The 17,896-nt window shown below is 56.6% G+C and carries 16 protein-coding genes and 1 tRNA gene; 10 read left to right on the top strand and 7 right to left on the bottom strand.

All coding sequences use genetic code 11. The annotated features are described in order from the left end of the window. Positions 1-833 precede the first annotated feature (833 nt). Together recX and recA are read right to left on the bottom strand one after the other, a co-directional pair. Complete coding sequence (gene recX / locus BSIN_RS17685; RefSeq protein ID WP_089341450.1) at positions 834-1,760, bottom strand: recombination regulator RecX; 927 nt, start codon at positions 1,758-1,760, stop codon at positions 834-836. Further along, positions 1,760-2,830: a recombinase RecA gene (gene recA / locus BSIN_RS17690; RefSeq protein WP_059520572.1), complete on the bottom strand. Its 1,071-nt coding sequence runs from the start codon at positions 2,828-2,830 to the stop codon at positions 1,760-1,762. Before recA ends, recX begins: the two co-directional genes overlap by 1 nt. Positions 2,831-3,041: 211 nt before the next feature. On the opposite strand from recA, the gene BSIN_RS17695 reads away from it, so the two are divergent. From BSIN_RS17695 to mobV, 6 genes are all read left to right on the top strand, one after another. Next, positions 3,042-3,782 carry a response regulator gene (locus tag BSIN_RS17695; RefSeq protein ID WP_059520619.1) on the top strand — a complete coding sequence of 247 codons (741 nt, stop codon included), beginning with the start codon at positions 3,042-3,044 and terminating at the stop codon, positions 3,780-3,782. A 14-nt stretch (positions 3,783-3,796) separates the two neighbouring features. Continuing rightward, a complete protein-coding gene (locus BSIN_RS17700; protein WP_059520573.1) occupies positions 3,797-5,395 on the top strand; it encodes a sensor histidine kinase in 1,599 nt (532 codons plus the stop codon). A gap of 217 nt (positions 5,396-5,612) precedes the next feature. Further along, positions 5,613-7,271 carry an MFS transporter gene (locus BSIN_RS17705; protein ID WP_089341451.1) on the top strand — a complete coding sequence of 553 codons (1,659 nt, stop codon included), beginning with the start codon at positions 5,613-5,615 and terminating at the stop codon, positions 7,269-7,271. A 189-nt stretch (positions 7,272-7,460) separates the two neighbouring features. Continuing rightward, positions 7,461-7,537: transfer RNA gene (locus BSIN_RS17710), tRNA-Met, on the top strand. 73 nt (positions 7,538-7,610) lie between these two features. Next, positions 7,611-8,981, top strand: coding sequence for a site-specific integrase (locus BSIN_RS17715; RefSeq protein ID WP_089341452.1), 1,371 nt, complete (start codon positions 7,611-7,613; stop codon positions 8,979-8,981). A 348-nt stretch (positions 8,982-9,329) separates the two neighbouring features. Next, the gene (gene mobV / locus BSIN_RS17720) at positions 9,330-10,379 is read left to right on the top strand and encodes a MobV family relaxase (RefSeq protein ID WP_089341453.1); all 1,050 of its coding nucleotides are present in this window, start codon (positions 9,330-9,332) and stop codon (positions 10,377-10,379) included. 786 nt (positions 10,380-11,165) lie between these two features. Here the strand turns inward: mobV and BSIN_RS17725 are convergent. After that, entirely contained in the window at positions 11,166-11,384 is a 219-nt protein-coding gene (locus tag BSIN_RS17725) for a helix-turn-helix domain-containing protein (protein WP_089341454.1), read from the bottom strand. Between the two features lie 86 nt (positions 11,385-11,470). On the opposite strand from BSIN_RS17725, the gene BSIN_RS25490 reads away from it, so the two are divergent. Both BSIN_RS25490 and BSIN_RS17730 read left to right on the top strand, forming a co-directional pair. Further along, positions 11,471-12,307, top strand: coding sequence for a hypothetical protein (locus BSIN_RS25490; protein ID WP_143757483.1), 837 nt, complete (start codon positions 11,471-11,473; stop codon positions 12,305-12,307). Positions 12,308-12,368: 61 nt separating this feature from the next. Next, complete coding sequence (locus tag BSIN_RS17730) at positions 12,369-12,791, top strand: hypothetical protein (RefSeq protein ID WP_089341455.1); 423 nt, start codon at positions 12,369-12,371, stop codon at positions 12,789-12,791. Between the two features lie 54 nt (positions 12,792-12,845). Here BSIN_RS17730 and BSIN_RS25495 read toward each other — a convergent pair whose 3' ends face one another. Further along, positions 12,846-13,505: a hypothetical protein gene (locus BSIN_RS25495; protein WP_143757484.1), complete on the bottom strand. Its 660-nt coding sequence runs from the start codon at positions 13,503-13,505 to the stop codon at positions 12,846-12,848. 104 nt (positions 13,506-13,609) lie between these two features. Continuing rightward, positions 13,610-14,536, bottom strand: coding sequence for an abortive infection family protein (locus BSIN_RS17735; RefSeq protein ID WP_089341456.1), 927 nt, complete (start codon positions 14,534-14,536; stop codon positions 13,610-13,612). Positions 14,537-15,012: 476 nt separating this feature from the next. Here BSIN_RS17735 and BSIN_RS17740 point away from each other — a divergent pair, with 476 nt between their 5' ends. Together BSIN_RS17740 and BSIN_RS17745 are read left to right on the top strand one after the other, a co-directional pair. Beyond that, a complete protein-coding gene (locus tag BSIN_RS17740; protein ID WP_143757485.1) occupies positions 15,013-15,780 on the top strand; it encodes a hypothetical protein in 768 nt (255 codons plus the stop codon). Between the two features lie 2 nt (positions 15,781-15,782). Then, positions 15,783-16,316 carry a hypothetical protein gene (locus BSIN_RS17745; protein ID WP_089341458.1) on the top strand — a complete coding sequence of 178 codons (534 nt, stop codon included), beginning with the start codon at positions 15,783-15,785 and terminating at the stop codon, positions 16,314-16,316. Between the two features lie 224 nt (positions 16,317-16,540). Here the strand turns inward: BSIN_RS17745 and BSIN_RS17750 are convergent, their stop codons facing one another. Next, the gene (locus tag BSIN_RS17750) at positions 16,541-17,410 is read right to left on the bottom strand and encodes a tyrosine-type recombinase/integrase (RefSeq protein WP_218192428.1); all 870 of its coding nucleotides are present in this window, start codon (positions 17,408-17,410) and stop codon (positions 16,541-16,543) included. Then, positions 17,407-17,896 (bottom strand): IS3 family transposase (locus BSIN_RS17755; protein ID WP_143757487.1); only part of this gene is annotated, 490 nt, incomplete at its 5' end. The genes BSIN_RS17750 and BSIN_RS17755, both read right to left, overlap by 4 nt.

Genomic DNA, 17,896 nt, shown 5'->3' on the forward strand with positions numbered 1-17,896 from the left:
AAATAAAAGTCGATTGACGATCGCTTCTTCTTACATCTTGCAATTCGCGCGCCCGCCCGCTCATGTCCCCGCGCCGCTTGCGCGGGCGTGCGCGGCCTTTGCGCGCCCCAATATGCGACCGGCCGCGCCCGCGCGGGGCGCGGCTGCCGGCGCCGGGCCCGGGCGCCCGCCGGCCAGACGCGAATTGGCCATACGGTCCACGCTGCACGGCAGCGGCCGGCAAGCATCGCGACGAAAATGACGGGAAAGGGAGATTCCGGTAAGGACGCGGCAGGCGGATCGGAAGGCTTGGGCTTCGCATCGGTCAGAGCGCAACATGCTCGACGCGGGCGCGATATCGTGCGATTCGGGTGCGACTGGACAGGCTTCGATGCCCGGCGGGCCGACGCGCTCGCGAGCTTCCGCCTGCATTGCGCGGCAAAGGCGCAACTGACGAGAAACGGGCTCGGATAGCGGCATGCGGAGAAATAAAGCCGGAGACGAAAACCTATTGATTTTAGCATATCGGCTGTCGCCGCCGCGGAGCCCAGCCGGGCATCCGGGCAAGCGACGGCAGGCCAATATCGAGCAGGAACGGCGGGAATTCGATGCGGATAGGCGCAGGACGATGCGGAAGCGATGACGGGCGATGCGATCGCCCGGGAAACACACGGAGCGATTCACCGCGCTGCCGGCTGGGCCGGCTGGGCCGGCTGGGCCGGCTGAGCCGCTGAGCCGCTGAGCCGCTGAGCCGCTGAGCCGCTGAGCCGCTGAGCCGCTGAGCCGCTGAGCCGCTGAGCCGCTGAGCCGCCAGAATTATGCGTCTACGACAAGCGATACGTGCATCGCGGCGCTCAATCGCCGCCGAATTCGTCGATATCGCCTTTGAGCACTTTCGCGATTACCGTACCCGAGAAACCGCGCGAAGCGAGAAAGCGCGCTTGCTTCGCGCGTTCAGCCGGCGTTTGCGGCACGATGCCGAATTTTTTGCACCAAACCGCCTGCGCGCGCTCAAGCTCGCTGTCGAGCAATTGCGCACTCACCGCCTCGACGAGTGCATCGTCAACCGCATGCCGCTTCAATTCGCCGATGATACGCACTGCCCCGACGCGCGCCGCGCGCCGATGGAGAAGACTTTCGGCAAACCGCGCATCGGATAACCACCCTTCGGTTTCGAGCGTATCGAGCAGCGATTGAGGATCATCGCCGTCACCAACATATGGCGCGAGCTTGCGCGCCAGCTCCGCGCGGCTGTATTCGCGGCGCGACAAATAGGCAATCGCGCGTGCCTTCAGCGAGCGCGCGGGGCGTTGCACGGCCGGCGCGCACTCAGCGCCCGCGCCTTCGACGGAAATAGCGGAAGATCGTGACGCGCGCCGCCGCGACCGCGAAACGGATTGGCTTGTACGCGTATAGACATCGCCGCCCGCACTACCACCCTCGCTCACCGCCGACGAAAACATGGGTCGCGCCATGGCACCGCTGGCCGCGCGCCGGCGCGCATCATCATATGCGCCAAAGGATTCGTCCGGCTCGAAAGAATCGGCAAAAGCGAACGGATCGCGCGAATCGTGCAAATCATGCGATTCATGGGCGGCCGGCCGCTCAAACGAAACGAGGGCGTCATCGTCTGACGCCCCCGCTGCCGGACGGCCTGTTGGCCGCCCGTCGCTCGAATCCGCAGTGCGCGTATGCCGCCTGGCGCGGCCGCTGCCGGCAGAAGCCGCCTGCATGCCATGTGCCGTGGAATGCGGCACCGCGCCCTCCCGGTTCTTGCGCATTACTCTTCTTCGTCGAGAAACTCGGCTTCGGAACCCGCACCCTGCGGCATCGCGGCAACGCCAAGCGACTCGCGAATGCGATTCTCGATCTCCCGGGCAATTTCCGAATTCTCACGCAGGAACTCGCGCGCGTTGTCCTTACCCTGACCGATCTTCTCGCCGTTATAGCTGTACCACGCGCCCGCCTTGTCGACAATTTTCGCCTGTACGCCCAAATCGATGATTTCGCCCTGGCGCGAAATACCCTCGCCATACAAGATATCGAAGATCGCTTCGCGGAACGGCGGCGACACCTTGTTTTTCACAACCTTCACGCGCGTTTCGTTGCCGATCACTTCGTCGTTCTTCTTGATCGAGCCGATCCGGCGAATATCGAGACGCACCGACGAATAGAACTTGAGCGCGTTGCCGCCTGTCGTGGTTTCCGGATTGCCGAACATCACGCCGATCTTCATCCGGATCTGGTTGATGAAAATCACGAGGCAGTTCGTGCGCTTGATCGTACCCGTCAGCTTACGCAGCGCCTGCGACATCAAGCGTGCCTGCAAACCCGGCAGCGCATCGCCCATCTCGCCTTCGATTTCGGCCTTCGGCACGAGCGCTGCGACCGAGTCGATCACGATCATGTCGATCGAGCCCGAGCGCACAAGCGCATCGACGATTTCAAGCGCTTGTTCGCCCGTATCCGGCTGGGAAATCAGCAGCTCGGGCACATTCACGCCCAGCTTCGACGCGTATTGGACATCGAGCGCGTGTTCCGCGTCGATGAACGCCGCAGTGCCGCCGATCTTCTGCATCTCTGCGATCACTTGCAGCGTCAGGGTCGTCTTGCCGGACGATTCCGGCCCGTAGATCTCGACCACGCGCCCGCGCGGCAGGCCACCGACACCGAGCGCGATATCGAGGCCGAGCGAGCCCGTCGACACCACCTGGATATCTTCGACTGCCTCGCCGTCACCGAGCCGCATGATCGACCCTTTGCCGAACTGCTTCTCGATCTGCGCAAGCGCAGCGGCCAACGCCTTGCTCTTTTCCGCAGTCAGCCCGGAGCCTTTCTTGCTTTCTTCCATGAATCGTCCTTTGCTATGATGAGCAGCGTCTGATACAGACGCACCCGCCCCGGCCAGAAGCTGCGCATGAGCCGTTAGGTGCGCGAATGCAGATACTGTATAAAAAAACAGTGGTTTGTGCAAGCCCTCGTTGTGGCCGCGCACCAACTGGTATCTTTCGGAGACAGCCGCGCGCAGCGCCACGCCGCGGCAGCGGCATCGGTTGCGCATCATGCGAATTCTCATCGCCGAAGACGACAGCATACTCGCGGACGGACTCACCCGGTCACTCCGCCAATCGGGCTATGCGGTCGATCACGTGAAGAACGGCGCCGACGCCGACACCGCGCTGTCCATGCAGACGTTCGACCTGCTGATCCTCGATCTCGGCCTGCCGAAGCTGCCCGGCCTCGACGTGCTGCGCCGCCTGCGCTCGCGCAATTCGAACCTGCCCGTGCTGATCCTGACCGCCGCGGACAGCGTCGACGAGCGTGTGAAAGGACTCGATCTCGGCGCCGACGACTACATGGCCAAACCATTCGCGCTCACCGAACTCGAGGCGCGGGTGCGCGCGTTGACCCGCCGCGGCGCGGGCGGCGGCCCGACCGTCGTGCGGCATGGTGCGCTCACGTTCGACCAGGTCGGCCGCGTCGCGTATGCGCACGATCGCGCGCTCGACCTGTCCGCGCGCGAACTCGGTTTGCTCGAAGTGCTGCTGCAGCGGATCGGCCGCCTCGTGTCGAAGGAGCAGCTCGTCGAGCATCTCTGCGAATGGGGCGACGAGGTCAGCAACAATGCGATCGAGGTCTACGTGCACCGGCTGCGCAAGAAGATCGAGCCAAGCGGCGTGCGCATCGCAACCGTGCGCGGCCTCGGCTATTGCCTGGAAAAATCCGCGCCCCCCGCCGAGAGCGACTCGACGGCGCCGGCGCAGCCGCGCACCGAGGCCGCCGCAGGCCCGTCACTGCGCTGACGCGCGACCAAGCCATGGCCACGCCGGCCCGTCCCGCGGCAGCCGCGCGCCGCCCGACCGCCGCGGCATCCGCCGCGCGCGACTCGCGCTACGACAACCCGTTCGCGCCACCCGACGAAGCCGACGCCGCCGACGGCGCGCGCCCGCGCTCGCTGTTCGGCGAAATTCTCGACTGGATGCTCGCGCCGCTGCTGTTGCTGTGGCCGATGAGCATCGCCGTCACCTACCTCGTCGCCAAGACGATCGCGAACGGTCCATTCGACCGCGCGCTCGAAGCCGACGCCTACGTGCTCGCGCGGCAGATCACCGCCGTCAATGGCGTCGCCGAGTTGAAGCTGCCGCAGACGACGCTCGATCTGCTGCGCGCCGACAATGTCGACAGCGTGTATTTCCAAGTGCTCGGCACGCGCGGCGAACTCGTCGCGGGCGAGGCCGACCTGCCGCTGCCGCATGACGACGATCGCCCGCCACCCGGCGTCGTCGTGTTCCGCGACGATCTGCTGCGCGGCAACGACGTGCGCGTCGCCTACACCACCGTCGCATTGCCCGGCGCGGCGAGCGGCACAAAAGCGAGCGCAGCCGGCCCGGCCGCGATGACCGCACAGCCCGTGCTCGTACAAGTGGGCGAAACGCTCGACAAGCGCAACGCCCTCGCCAACGACATCATCAAAGGCGTGATCCTGCCGCAGTTCGTGATTCTGCCGCTCGCGATCCTGCTCGTCTGGTTCGGGCTGTCGCGCGGGCTCGCGCCGCTTACCGCGCTGCAGGCTCACCTGCGCGGCCGCCGCCCGGACGACCTGTCGCCCGTCGACGCGCAACGTGCGCCTCCCGAAATCGAGCCTCTCGTCACGTCATTCAACGATCTGCTCGCCCGCCTCGAACAGAACGTCACGCTGCAAAAACGCTTCATCGCCGACGCCGCGCATCAGATGAAAACACCGCTCGCCGGCCTGCGCACACAAGCCGAGTTCGCGCTGCGCCACGAGGTGCCCGCCGACGTCGCGCGCTCGCTCGAGCAAATTGCGACAAGCTCCGAGCAGGCCGCGCGGCTCGTCACGCAACTGCTCGCGCTCGCGCGCGCGGAAAATCGCGCAAGCGGCCTCACGTTCGAAGCCGTCGAAATCGCGTCGCTCGCGCGCGACGCCGTGCGCGACTGGGTGCAGGCCGCGCTCGCGAAACAGATGGATCTCGGCTACGAGGGGCCAGGCGACGATCACGGCCCGCTGCCGCACATCGACGGCCATCCGGTGATGCTGCGCGAAATGCTCGGCAACCTGATCGACAACGCCATCCGCTATACGCCGCCGGGCGGCCGCATTACCGTGCGCGTGCGGGCGGACGGCGCGGCGGGCGCCGCGCATCTCGAAGTCGAGGACACCGGGCCCGGCATTCCCGTTCACGAGCGCGAGCGTGTCGTCGAGCGCTTCTACCGGATTCTCGGCCGCGAAGGCGACGGCAGCGGGCTCGGCCTGGCCATCGTCCGCGAGATCGCCACGCAGCATGGCGGCACGCTCACGATCGACGACAACGTGTATCAAAAGTCGCCGCGCGCCGCGGGCACGCTCGTCAGAATCAGTTTCGCGCTGCGCCGACCGCCTCCGGATTTACCCTGATCGGCATCCGCCCCATCCAGCGCAAAAAACGGAAAATAAAAGAAATTGGGTGAATTATCGGCGAATATAAATAAAAAAGCCTGCACAGACCCCAAACCGCCTGCCCCGCCGTCACACTCAGTCAGTACGCCGTAAGTTTGCCCTCCAACAATACCGACGCGAGCCCGCCCACGAGACGGACCGCATCGACATCTATATCAAGAACTGGAGACGATTCATGGCAACGTTAGGCGGGCATATAGCGCACTCGCCGATGACGAGCGACGAAAAACGGGTGATCTTCGCTTCGTCGCTCGGCACCGTGTTCGAGTGGTACGACTTCTACCTGGCCGGCTCCCTCGCGGCATATATCAGCAAGAGCTTCTTCTCCGGGATCAACCCGACCGCGGCATTCATCTTCACGCTGCTCGGCTTCGCCGCCGGCTTTGCAGTCCGCCCGTTCGGCGCGATCGTGTTCGGACGCCTCGGCGACCTTGTCGGCCGCAAGCACACGTTCCTCATCACGATCGTGATCATGGGGATCTCGACGTTCGTCGTCGGCTTCCTGCCGGGCTACGCGTCGATCGGCATCGCCGCGCCCGTGATCTTCATCGCGATGCGGTTGCTGCAAGGGCTCGCGCTCGGCGGGGAATACGGCGGTGCCGCGACCTACGTCGCCGAACATGCGCCGGCGCATCGACGCGGCTTCTATACGGCGTGGATTCAGACGACCGCGACGCTCGGACTCTTTTTGTCGCTGCTCGTGATTCTCGGCGTGCGCATGTCGATCGGCGAGGAGGCGTTCGGTGCGTGGGGCTGGCGCGTGCCGTTCGTCGCGTCGATCCTGCTGCTCGCCGTGTCCGTGTGGATCCGGCTGCAATTGAACGAATCGCCCGTGTTCCTGCGGATCAAGGCGGAAGGCAAGACGTCGAAGGCACCGCTCACCGAGGCATTCGGCCAGTGGAAGAATCTGAAGGTCGTGATTCTCGCGCTCGTCGGGCTCACCGCCGGACAGGCCGTCGTCTGGTACACCGGCCAGTTCTACGCGCTCTTCTTCCTCACGCAGACGCTCAAGGTCGACGGCGCGAGCGCGAATATCCTGATCGCGCTCGCGCTGCTGATCGGCACACCGTTCTTCGTGCTGTTCGGATCGCTGTCGGACAGGATCGGACGCAAGCCGATCATTCTCGCCGGCTGCCTGATCGCCGCGCTCACGTATTTCCCGCTCTTCAAGGCGCTCACGCACTTCGCGAACCCCGCGCTCGAGGCCGCCACGCAAAGAGCGCCGATCACCGTCGTCGCCAATCCGGACGAGTGTTCGTTCCAGTTCAACCCGGTCGGCACGGCGAAGTTCACCAGCTCGTGCGACATTGCGAAGAGCGCGCTCGCGAAAGCCGGGCTCAACTACGAGAACGTCGCCGCGCCGGCGGGCGCCGCCGCGAAGATCAAGATCGGCGACACCGTGGTGGACACTTACGACGGCAAGGCCGGCGACGCGAAAGACCAGGCGAAGGCGTTCGACAAGACGCTCGCCTCGACGCTCAAGGCCGCGGGCTACCCGGCGAAGGCCGATCCCGCGCAACTCAACTGGCCGATGACGATCGCCATCCTGACGATTCTCGTCATCTACGTGACGATGGTGTACGGGCCGATCGCGGCGATGCTCGTCGAAATGTTCCCGACGCGGATCCGCTATACGTCGATGTCGCTGCCTTACCACATCGGCAACGGCTGGTTCGGCGGATTCCTGCCGGCGACCGCGTTTGCGATCGTGGCGGCGAAGGGAGACATCTATTCGGGGCTGTGGTATCCGATCGTGATCGCGCTCGTGACGTTTGTCATCGGGCTGCTGTTCGTCAAGGAAACCAAGGATTCGGATATTTATTCGCGGGATTGATGGATGAAATGAGCGGCGGGCGAAAGCGGGCGGGTTGGCGTGGATGAATGGCCGGCGTCGCGGGCGTTGCCTGAGCAGGTTCTCAGGTGGTGCCGGGTGGAACGGCTGACGGACTCAGCCGCGTTCTCGAAGAAATCCGCAAAAGGGGGTTGACATGTTCAAATCAGCCATCCATAATTACTTTTCTTCGGCGAATTAGCTCAGTCGGTTAGAGCGACGGAATCATAATCCGCAGGTCCGGGGTTCGAGTCCCTGATTCGCCACCAAACTTAAAAAGGGCTTTGCAATCAACAGGTTGCAGAGCCCTTTTGCTATTCGGTGGGTCACTTGGTGTGTCACATGCACAAGTTACCCCGCCTCTACCAGTCCCGTCACGGGGTCTACTACCTGCGAATCATTCGCAACAAGGTCAAGACCCGCCTCTCTCTGGGGACAAAAGATTTTCGCATTGCTAGACTGCTGGCCCTACGTGCCAACATGGAACTAGCAATGTCCACTCGAGATTTCGACCTCGACGCCATACGGAAGCTGGGAGTGGAGATCAGTCCCACAGGCGAAGTGAAATTCACCGAAGTCAAAGCCGACGATTTGGACACCATATCCGCCGTCTTGGACCGGCTCGGCCTTCGAGAGAGGTATGCACAGGAAGCTATCAACTCCGTGCTGGCTCACTCGTCGCGGGCCTCTTCAGGAAGTCTGCCTGTCGGCATGCCCCAAGGGGAACGGGTTACACCCAAGAGCAAACCATTCAGCGAGGTGGTGGAGCTCTATCTCGTTGAGAAGAAGTTGGACAATGTGCCCAAGACGCTGTACGACAAGGAGCGCATTTACAACGAGTTCCAAGGCTTCTTTGGTGACTTGGACATTAACCAATACACCGCAAATGAAGCGGTGAGTTACAAGAACCGTATTCTTGCCGAAGGAAAGTCAGCCAGCATTATTAACTCGCGACTATCTTTTCTCCGGTCCTTGTTTGAATACGCGATAGGTAATAACCTATACTTTGCCACCAATCCTTTTGAAAAGACCAAGATATCAAACAAGGCAAAGCTGAAACAGCAGGTCCGCTCATACAAGGAATTGAGCACGGAAGACTTGCAAGCCATTTTCAATGAGGTTGCTTATCGCCCGTTTATGGACACACCAGATTATCACTGGCTGCCCTTTCTTGCACTCTACTCTGGAGTTCGGCAAAACGAACTCGCAAGTATGCAGTTTCACCATATCCACCAGCATGAAGGGGTATGGGTGTTCGATATCACTGCCGAGATAGCGAAGAACAAGAATTCCATTCGCATGGTCCCCTTTCATAAGGCCATAATGGAATCGAAATTCCTGGACTACTTGGCACAGACCAAAGCCAGCCGAAAGAACGGCTATGAGATGGTTTTCTTCCCTGACAAGCTACCAACTGAGGGAGGAAAAAATGGCTTTGGGAAAAATATTTCGCGTCGCTTTGGTGACTATCTGGACCTGCTGAAGATTACCGACGACAGAAAAACCTTTCATTCGCTTCGCTCGAATTTTATCAATTCGCTGACGAATCTGAACCTGCACCCCGCGATTATCATGGGGTTGGTGGGACACTATGAACAGGCCAAGCTGGACCTATCTTCGCCCCACTTCGTGAACTACCAGAAGAAAAAGCCAATCCACGTTCTCAAAGAGGTGATCGATAAATTGGAGTATCCAATCAAAAACTGGCACTAACGGTGCGAAGTAGTAACACTTATTTTCCTCGTGTCAACTATCAAATTTGATAGGCACGGAGGAGAAGAAAAATTCAGGCCGAGTGTCAAGAAAGAATGCCACCACAAGGTGGCATTTTTTATTGGCATTCGGAAAGGGGATTGGGGAAATTCCCCAAGGTCCGGGTTTTGATTTTGCTCTTGGGAATCCAAAGGGGAACCCTTTGGCCTACGTAAACCCCGGAGCGTAGCGTAGTGGGTTTGCATAGTAGGTGATAAGAAGCCTCCGGCTGCTTATCATTGACTGCGTCAAAATATACGCTACGCTTAATAGTGGCGGGAGAAAAATAAAAACGAAAGAGCCACAGCTATGTATGCAATATTGAGAACCAAAAAACTAAAGGACAGGTCAGCAATTACGCAAGCCACCGAGCACAATCTACGACTCAGAACGCAGCGAAATGTCGATTCCAGCCGCTCGCACCTGAATCAAATTCTTTACAATCCTTTGGCTACAGATAGCACTGAAGCGACGGATTTTCAGAGGAAATTAGGCGAATACTACACCAGCTTGGAAGTAAAAGAAAAAAAGGGAAACGTGCTTGCATACGAATATGTCGCCACAGCCTCACCTGAGTTCTTCAAGAACAAGTCAAACGATTTCATTCGAAAGTGGGCAGATGAGCAGGTACGATTCATGGAACGCGAATTCGGAACTCAACTCAAGTTCGGTGTCGTACACCTTGACGAGAAGACACCTCACATACACTTTTTTGTCTCAACTGAGACCAAATCCGTAAAAAAATACCGAAACCAGAAGGGCGATTTCTTCAAAGAGTCTTGGTCTCTCAACTCTCGCAACATTAATCCAGAGTACCTTGCTGACTTGCAAACTCGGTTTGCACAAAACAACGCGAAATTTGGGTTGAAACGTGGAGCCAAAGGATCAAGGATTAAGCACGTTCCCATGAAGAACTTCTATCGCACCGTGGACAGAATTATGGCACGCAGTTATGCAGACCAAGTTAGCGAAGTTATCAATGGAATCGAGCTGAGTATCGGGGAGCGACTTTCTATTGACGTGATAAGAAGAAAAATCTACGAATTCCTCTACCCAATTCTTAAAAGAACGCTCCGGGAGCGGAAAATATACCGCGAATTTTCAAAGCTCAACTTTCACAAACTGCAAACGGAATTGATTGAGGAACGAAAGCACCTAGCCCTGGAACTCAATCAAGTATCCGAAGTAAAGGAAGTGTACAAAGAGGCAATCAATGGACGGCTACAGGACATTCAGGTCACGGAATACCTACTTGAACAGAATGCCTTGCTGGCCGAACAACTTGCAGAAATGCGGATGAAGTACGAACCTGGCAGCACTGTTTCAGGCGATTCGGCCATACCCCAGCATAGGCAGTAGCAGAGAAAAAACTCAATTTAAGGGGCCGCCGTCATTTTAGATTAACTATCGTTAATCCTCCCTACGGGTACTATTCTCTGTATATAGAATTTGTACTGTACTCTGTACCCTACGGGTATATATCTCTACTGTACAGATTTTTATTCAAGGACTTGTTCTGCCTTTCCCGAAACCGTGCTATCGCCCGATTTTCGGAAAAGTCTTACCCTAACCCGCAAAAAAATTGCCAGTCCTGACTTTTCCTAAATCGGGTAGCACGGCCTTACCGTTTTGCTATCGCCCCTCATATCGGGTGGAATTGAGTAACCATTCCTACATTGCAGTTCGTGAGGTTTACTCTCACTGTAGCGGGGTCTGCTGATTGTCTTCCCTGCCGTTTTGCTACATTCCCATTCTATCGGCTTTGCCCTATGAAATTTTTGTCGGGCTGCAAACTTTCCTACGGATCGATTTATCGTCAATGGCAGTCAATTTTGGCTATACGAGCTTCTGCATTACGACCTTGTTGTAGGCTACTGCTGATTGATTTGAATCGAGAGAGTTTTTTAATTGACGGGAACAAGTCCCAGAGAAGAGCCGCCAATTCTCCGACGCATAAAATCAATATCACCAATTTACGAAATAATTCGCTTTTGTCAAGAGCAACAAAATTGCCAGCATTTCAGCTGGCAATTTCGCATTGATTTTAATGCGTCGAATGGCCCATATCATGTCAAAACTTTTTTAAGGAGCGGACCAGCGACGAATTAATGATAACGAGTATCAGCCTATTGTCAATAGCGATATTCAAATTTTGCCGATTACATGCTCGGGTGGTGTATTGCACGCTTCGCACCATTCCACGAACTCCAGCACGTCAAGATATTGCTCTCCCCGTTCTACCTTGGAGACGTAGCTCTGCCCCCTGCCGAGTTTCTCAGCAAGTTGTACCTGTGTCAGGCCAGCGTCCTTCCGTACCTGCTTTAGGACATGCCGTAGCCCCTCGTACCGTTGACCATAGAGCATTGCCCCATGCTATAGTCCGTTTCAGAATAGTCGATTTGAGACTATTTCTGTAGATTCCTTTTGAAATCAATGGCTTAACAAGGGACATGATGAAAGCAAAAACCTTGGTGGTGCTTCTCGGGGCGGTTGCCGTACTGGCGGCATGCGGAGGTGGTAACGGTGGGGATTCCAGCACCAGCAACAACGGCGGTAGCTCAAGCTCTGGCGGCTCTAGTTCGTCTGGTGGTAATGCGGGCTCGACGACAGCTTCCAGCCTGAAGCCGACCCAATACAGCCTCTACAAGTACGGTACCCAAGCTACTCTGTCTGGTGGTGCTGGAACGGTATCCAGTGCCACGGCCAACGGCGGTACGTTGGCATTGGACAGCGGTAGCACGGTGCTAGCGATTACCGATGCCACCCAAGGCAGCATGTCGGCTACAGGTTTCTACATTACTAACCGTGCAAGCGGCAGTGTAATCATGCTGTGCGATTCCCTGCCCTCTGGTGGCACGGTTGGGACTGGAACGAAGAGCCGTTATGTCGGGGCTGCAATCAGCACCAGCGACGGCACCAATCAAGCTACTCAAGTCACCAATGCCGCTGATTTGGCAGGACAGACCCTTTACAACATTGAGGACTGCTCCTATCAAAGCACGGCGGGCAATCCTCAAGGTCAAAATTCTGCACCAGATTCCTCAACGGCAAGCCTGACAGTGGATAGCAGTGGGAACGTGACCTTTAACAACGGTACGGCTGCTATCACGGCCGCTCAGTTCAGTGCTCTTCTATCTGGTAGTGCAGTCTCGTCTACCAACAGCAATACCTATTTCACGGCTTACAAGATTGGTTCAGGCTCCGCTACCAAGTCGCTCATTGTGGAGCGAGGCATTCCCACTGACACGACAAAAACGGGCTACGTTGGCATGTGGGTAACGAATTAATATCAACAACCCAAGGGAAAGCACCTTTTGGTGCTTTCTTTGAATCTGGAAGGTGATTTAAATGCAAGCGTACACTGGTAATGATTTGGAGCTTGGGCCGAGTAAGCCAAACGGAACTTGGCGAATCTATACCTATATCAAGATAGAAGGCAAAATCCTCAAAAAGGTGGCAATAAAGCACAATCTAGACATAATTTTGCGAGGCCAATTCCAACGAGAAGGTCCGTGCAAGCTGTGGGTAATTAGCTGGCTATTCCGCCCCCTTATCGTTGCAATTACTCAGGACGACGGCCAAACCTTCCGTCAAAGTCTCGCATTGCTATACAGCTATTCGGTTGCATGCCTTCTGTTTATGGTCTTTTCGCTTTTGCACGTAGATACCGCAGTCGGAAAATTCTTCTTTTTGCTGTCTTTCGTGTGCGTGCTGCCTTCCTTCCTGCTCATACGCAAGATTCGCAAGGTATCGGCGGACCACTCCTACTAGTCTACATAGACAAGCGAGGATCGGCCCGCTCGACGGTCCTCGCTTGGGTAGACCTCATTTTATCATTCCAATTAAATGAGTAACTTTATTTATCCACTGCACCCCCACCACCACGGCCAGAGAAATCGCCAAAACACCGATATAAAAAATTCCAACAAAGCTTCTTACCAGCCATTTTGGCGGCTGCGGTGTCGGGAACACATTTAGATAGCGAGCTATGCCTTCGTCTGACTTTGTGTACGAATTTATCTGATGCCACGTAAGCGGCGGGAAATATAAATAGGAAACCATAATTTGTTCGTTCGGAACAAGCGCTGGCACAAGGATTTCCCAGCCCCCCGTATCTGACACCTTGCTTTCGTGTTGAATCGGTGGCTCGATAACATAATGCGAAATTCGCAAGTTGTGCCCTAGACGAACATTGAAAGCTGTTTTCTTCCCCGTATTTCTGACGATGATGCTATGAACATTTACTTGCGCACCGGGCGTGCCCGGCTGTGTCGTCGCCGGTTGGCCTTGGCTATCCTGCTGATCGCTTGCCCCTGAAAGTTGCGGGGCCTGGGTCGGTGGAAGATTAAACCCCGCAGCATGTGCCATATATGTGACCACCTTTGGCCTGTTCTCCATGCGCTTTCCGATTGCGGCAACGACAAGTGCCGTAATAATCGGAAAAAGCAGCTTGCTCACCAAATCCCAATCGAGCGACATACCCACCCCCGAATCGTTGACCGAAAATCTTGTTCGTATGACATGTGAAGTATGGGCGAGCGTCGACGTCGGAGCAATATGATGTCACACCAAGCTAACCGCTATATGAGCTACTTCGTAGCTTGATGCGCCTCGACCATGAATAAGATAGTTGTCGCCGTAAGGTTCAACGCATAGCGAGCCAAGTATTCGGGCACCGCAACAGGAGCGGAGCCCTGCCCATGCCCGCCATTCTTGTTTCGGACGGTAGGAACACCGCTTTCGAGCAACGAGCGAATAGAAGAGAACTGTGATTCGAAATATGCAGGAAATAGCCCGTTGCTCATACAGGTAGCGATCAGATTCTTCGCCGTGTCTGTCGGCTGAGTTGGCCAATCACGAAGATTGCAAATTGTCTTCATGGTACTTTCGAATGCCTTCAATCCGTCAACAAGGCACTCTTTGTAACGCCCATGCCGATAATGTTCGTGGGCTTTCAGAAATTCTTCGTTTGCACCTGCGAAATCCTTATCACGCAAGATAGCCAACGTTGGCTTGACCGCCTCAGCATGTAAAAACTCCGAGTCAACTCGGATGATTTCACCAGACTCGAACTGGTAGCCCACCCCATGCTCTTTAAAACGCTCATTCAACTCAGAAACAGCGTCTTCCGGTTCAATCTTTCTCTCGGTGTTGTGCTTGTAAGACCAATTTCCCTCGATAAATACTTGAATTACTTTGAAACAAATCTCTACCACATCAAGAGCCCGCTCGACTGACCCTTCATCCAGAAAGAAATTAAAAACGGATTCTTGATCAGATCTAGCGTGCTTGACTAATTCGAACACACCGTACTCTCGACACAAAGCCTGCTTTACGAATTCGTAGGCTTTTTTTGAATGATCGGATTGATAGGGGGGATCGATACCAAACGCGTCTTGTATGATATGAACTATTTGCACCCGCAACGGCTGTGGCAGCTCGTCGTAAACATAGACGTCGGGCATTTCCCCTCGTGCACGCTTCTGACGCTTAGAAAACAGATCAAAGACTCCCACGACTCCCCCTGAGTAGCAATCATTGTCACGCCATTATGACGTAACAGACACCAAGCGGCGGGCTGGGCAGGAGCGGTAATACTCCTAGGGACGGCGACGACCAGTGCTAGATTGATACAGTCCCATTTGACTGCCGTACTTGCTGTTTGGGAGGCGAACGTGTGACACTAGGTGCGTCACTTCTTCATTCGCAAACCCACCCGCCAGAATGGCAAGTTGTTGATTTATCAGGAAATTTCCAAAAAGCCCGGAAGTTCCCTGATTCGCCACCAAATGTAGAAAGGGCTCAGCGCAAGCTGAGCCCTTTTTCTTTGCTCCGCAAAAGCGGCTTCGCTCCGCAAACAGTCAGCCGAAAACCACAAATCTGGCCATCTACCGAGCCAGCTTTGATATCCTGAGTCAAAACGGCCACGACGTACCACGGCCCCACCAAGCTGTGGTTCGGCTAAATGACTCAGATACCAAGGGTGGACATCATGGATGACCACGACGAATATCAATTCAGCATAGGGGCTTACTCGCCAGCCACGATCCCGATGGAGCGGCTGGCCAAGTACATTGCGGCCCTTGCAAAGCTGTTCGGCAACAGCCCGAATGTCCACCTCGACCGCTTACAGGAAGGCAGCACGATCCCTGTCATGAATGTCGACCGACAGGCCACACGGCATGTCTCGGAACGGATCTCAAAACTCGACAAAGGCGAAGCAGCAAACGACGTCATTGCAAGTTACGACGAGCTGAATGCTCTACTTCGTGACGACAATGCCACCGGCGAGCTACGTCGCCGCTCAGCAGGCGCAGACTCCATCGCCGTAGTGCTTCGGTTCCCAGGCAAGGAACTACCCAAACCGCTTACCTTCGGTCCGTTCACTGAACCAGCCACCATTGACGGCGAACTGGTTCGAATCGGCGGCCGAGACCGCAGCGCCCATGCAACGGTGATCGATCAAGAAGGGCACTCGTGGCGCTGCGAAACCACTCGCGAACTTGCCCAAGAACTAGCGCCATATCTGTACAAAGGCCCCGTGCTACGGATGCACGGCGACGCGAAATGGGAACGCTTGGAAGACGGCAGTTGGAATCTCGAACACTTGAAAGTCACAAGCTTCAGCGTACTTGACGACGACACTCTGCAGGAAACCACCGATCGACTACGACGGCTCCACGCTACCGACTGGAGCAAGCTTGACGACATAGACGCATATATCAACGCCTCCCGGGGCGACAATGATGGACTCCACTAACAATGGTCGTCTTTGATACCTCGTTCCTTGCGCTTGCGTTCGACAATTCATATGCGCCACCGATCGACCCGGCGACGGGCAAAAAACTCGATCGCTGTGCTGACCGGATAAATCATCTGATTGGTACGCTCAGTTCGTCCAAGCAACGGGTCCTCATTCCCACACCAGTACTTGCCGAGTACTTGGTACAAGGCGGCCCCGACAAAGACAGGCGCCTAGGCATTTTCGCCTCGTCTCGCGTTTTCCTCGTCGCGGCATTTGACCAACGCTCAGCCATCGAATGTGCGCTGCTGGAGGATGGGGAGTCGAAAAACAAAAAGCGGCTTTCGGACGGCGAAACCAAGGCCAAGGTGAAGTTTGATCGCCAGATTATCGCCATCGCCAAAGTACACGGCGCGCTCACGATTTATACAGGCGATACGAATCTCGCAAAGCGCGCCACTGACAACGGACTCAAGGCCGTTTTAACGTGGGAAGTACCGCTCCCGCCAGCGGCAGCACAAATGAGCTTCGGAGAGGGCTTCGAAACCGCCTGATCTAACGCTCCCAAGGCTCTTACAAGAACGGCAGCCGACTTTCGCACGCGAAAGTCACCCCACATACTTTCGCACGCGAAAGTCACCCCACATACTTTCGCACGCGAAAGTCACCCCACATACTTTCGCACGCGAAAGTCACCCCGCATACTTTCGCACGCGAAAGTCACCCCGCATACTTTCGCACGCGAAAGTCCGACATCGGCACCCTCCAGCACTGCCGCTCACTTCGTCGGCTCAACGCGATCGCCCTTACGCTCACGAACGTAGTGCTCGGTCATGGCCAACGACTTATGCCCCAACTGCCGCTGCGCCACCCGAATATCACCAACAGCATCCGTCTTGTCAATCCCAGCTTTCGCCCGGAGGTCGCGAAATTGGAACAGATCCTTCGACACCCCGGCCAACTCGCGCGCACGATCGAACCTAAACCGGAGCGCGTCGGCCATCAATCGCCCGCCAGTTTCATTTATCACCAGTGCCGTACTAACAACCCTATATCCCCTCTTACGAGCACGGATTCGTTCTACGACATCGGCCAAACGGCCCGTAACCGAAATCCGTAGTCGCTTGCCACGCTTACCCTGCTCGACCCATAGTTCGCCATCCTTGATATCACGCTCATCGAATTTCAACGTGTCGGCCGGTCGCTGTCCGGTCAGATAGGCGAGATCCATCGCATCGCGCAACGGCTGATCGGCCACCTCCCACACCTTCTGGAACATGTCATCCTCAACGTACACGTTCCGACCTGTTTCCTTGTTCCGCCGTACTCCAGTGCTCGGATTGGTCGCATCAGTCAATCCATGCTCACGGGCGAAATTGAAGATGTGCGAAAACAAGGCGACCTCTCGGTTCGCTCGAACATGGCCGGCCTTCTCTGGCACTGGCTTACACCGCTCGACGTACCACGCCTTCGCCTGCTCCATCCGCCACGTCAGATACTGCCGAACATGCACCGGCCGGATATCGTTCAATAGCGCAGGAGGGTCATCAAAAAACTTAAACAGATTCTCCAACTCGACCAGGAGAGGTGGCCTCGCTCGTTCGGACAGTTTTCTGAGATTTTTAAGTGGAACGTCCGGGGCGATCATGCTGCCGATTTAATCGCAGACAGCGTCGCGAAGTATGCCTCATCCGGCGTCTGATCCGCCAGGCTCGAATGAGGCCGTTTCCGGTTGTACAGGCTGATGTACTCGCTGATGGAGCGCCGAGCGTGGCTGACCGATTCGTACGCTTTCAGATAAACCTCCTCGTACTTGATGCTGCGCCATACTCGCTCGACGAACACGTTGTCGCGCCAGCTTCCCTTGCCGTCCATCGACAATCGGATGCCTCGACCCAGCACGGTCTCGGTGAAGGCGTTCGCCGTGAACTGGCTGCCCTGATCTGTGTTCACGATGTCGGGCTGCCCGTAGCGCGCGAACGCTTCCTCGAGCGCCTCGATGGCATGCATCGCCTCCAGCGTGATTGCTACGCGCTGTGCGAGGATTTTGCGGCTCGCCCAGTCCACTACCGCCGTCAGGTACACGAAGCCGCGAGACATCGGAATGTAGGTCGTGTCCAGCGCCCACACCTGA

Source organism: Burkholderia singularis, from assembly GCF_900176645.1.
Classification (GTDB): Bacteria; Pseudomonadota; Gammaproteobacteria; order Burkholderiales; family Burkholderiaceae; genus Burkholderia; species Burkholderia singularis.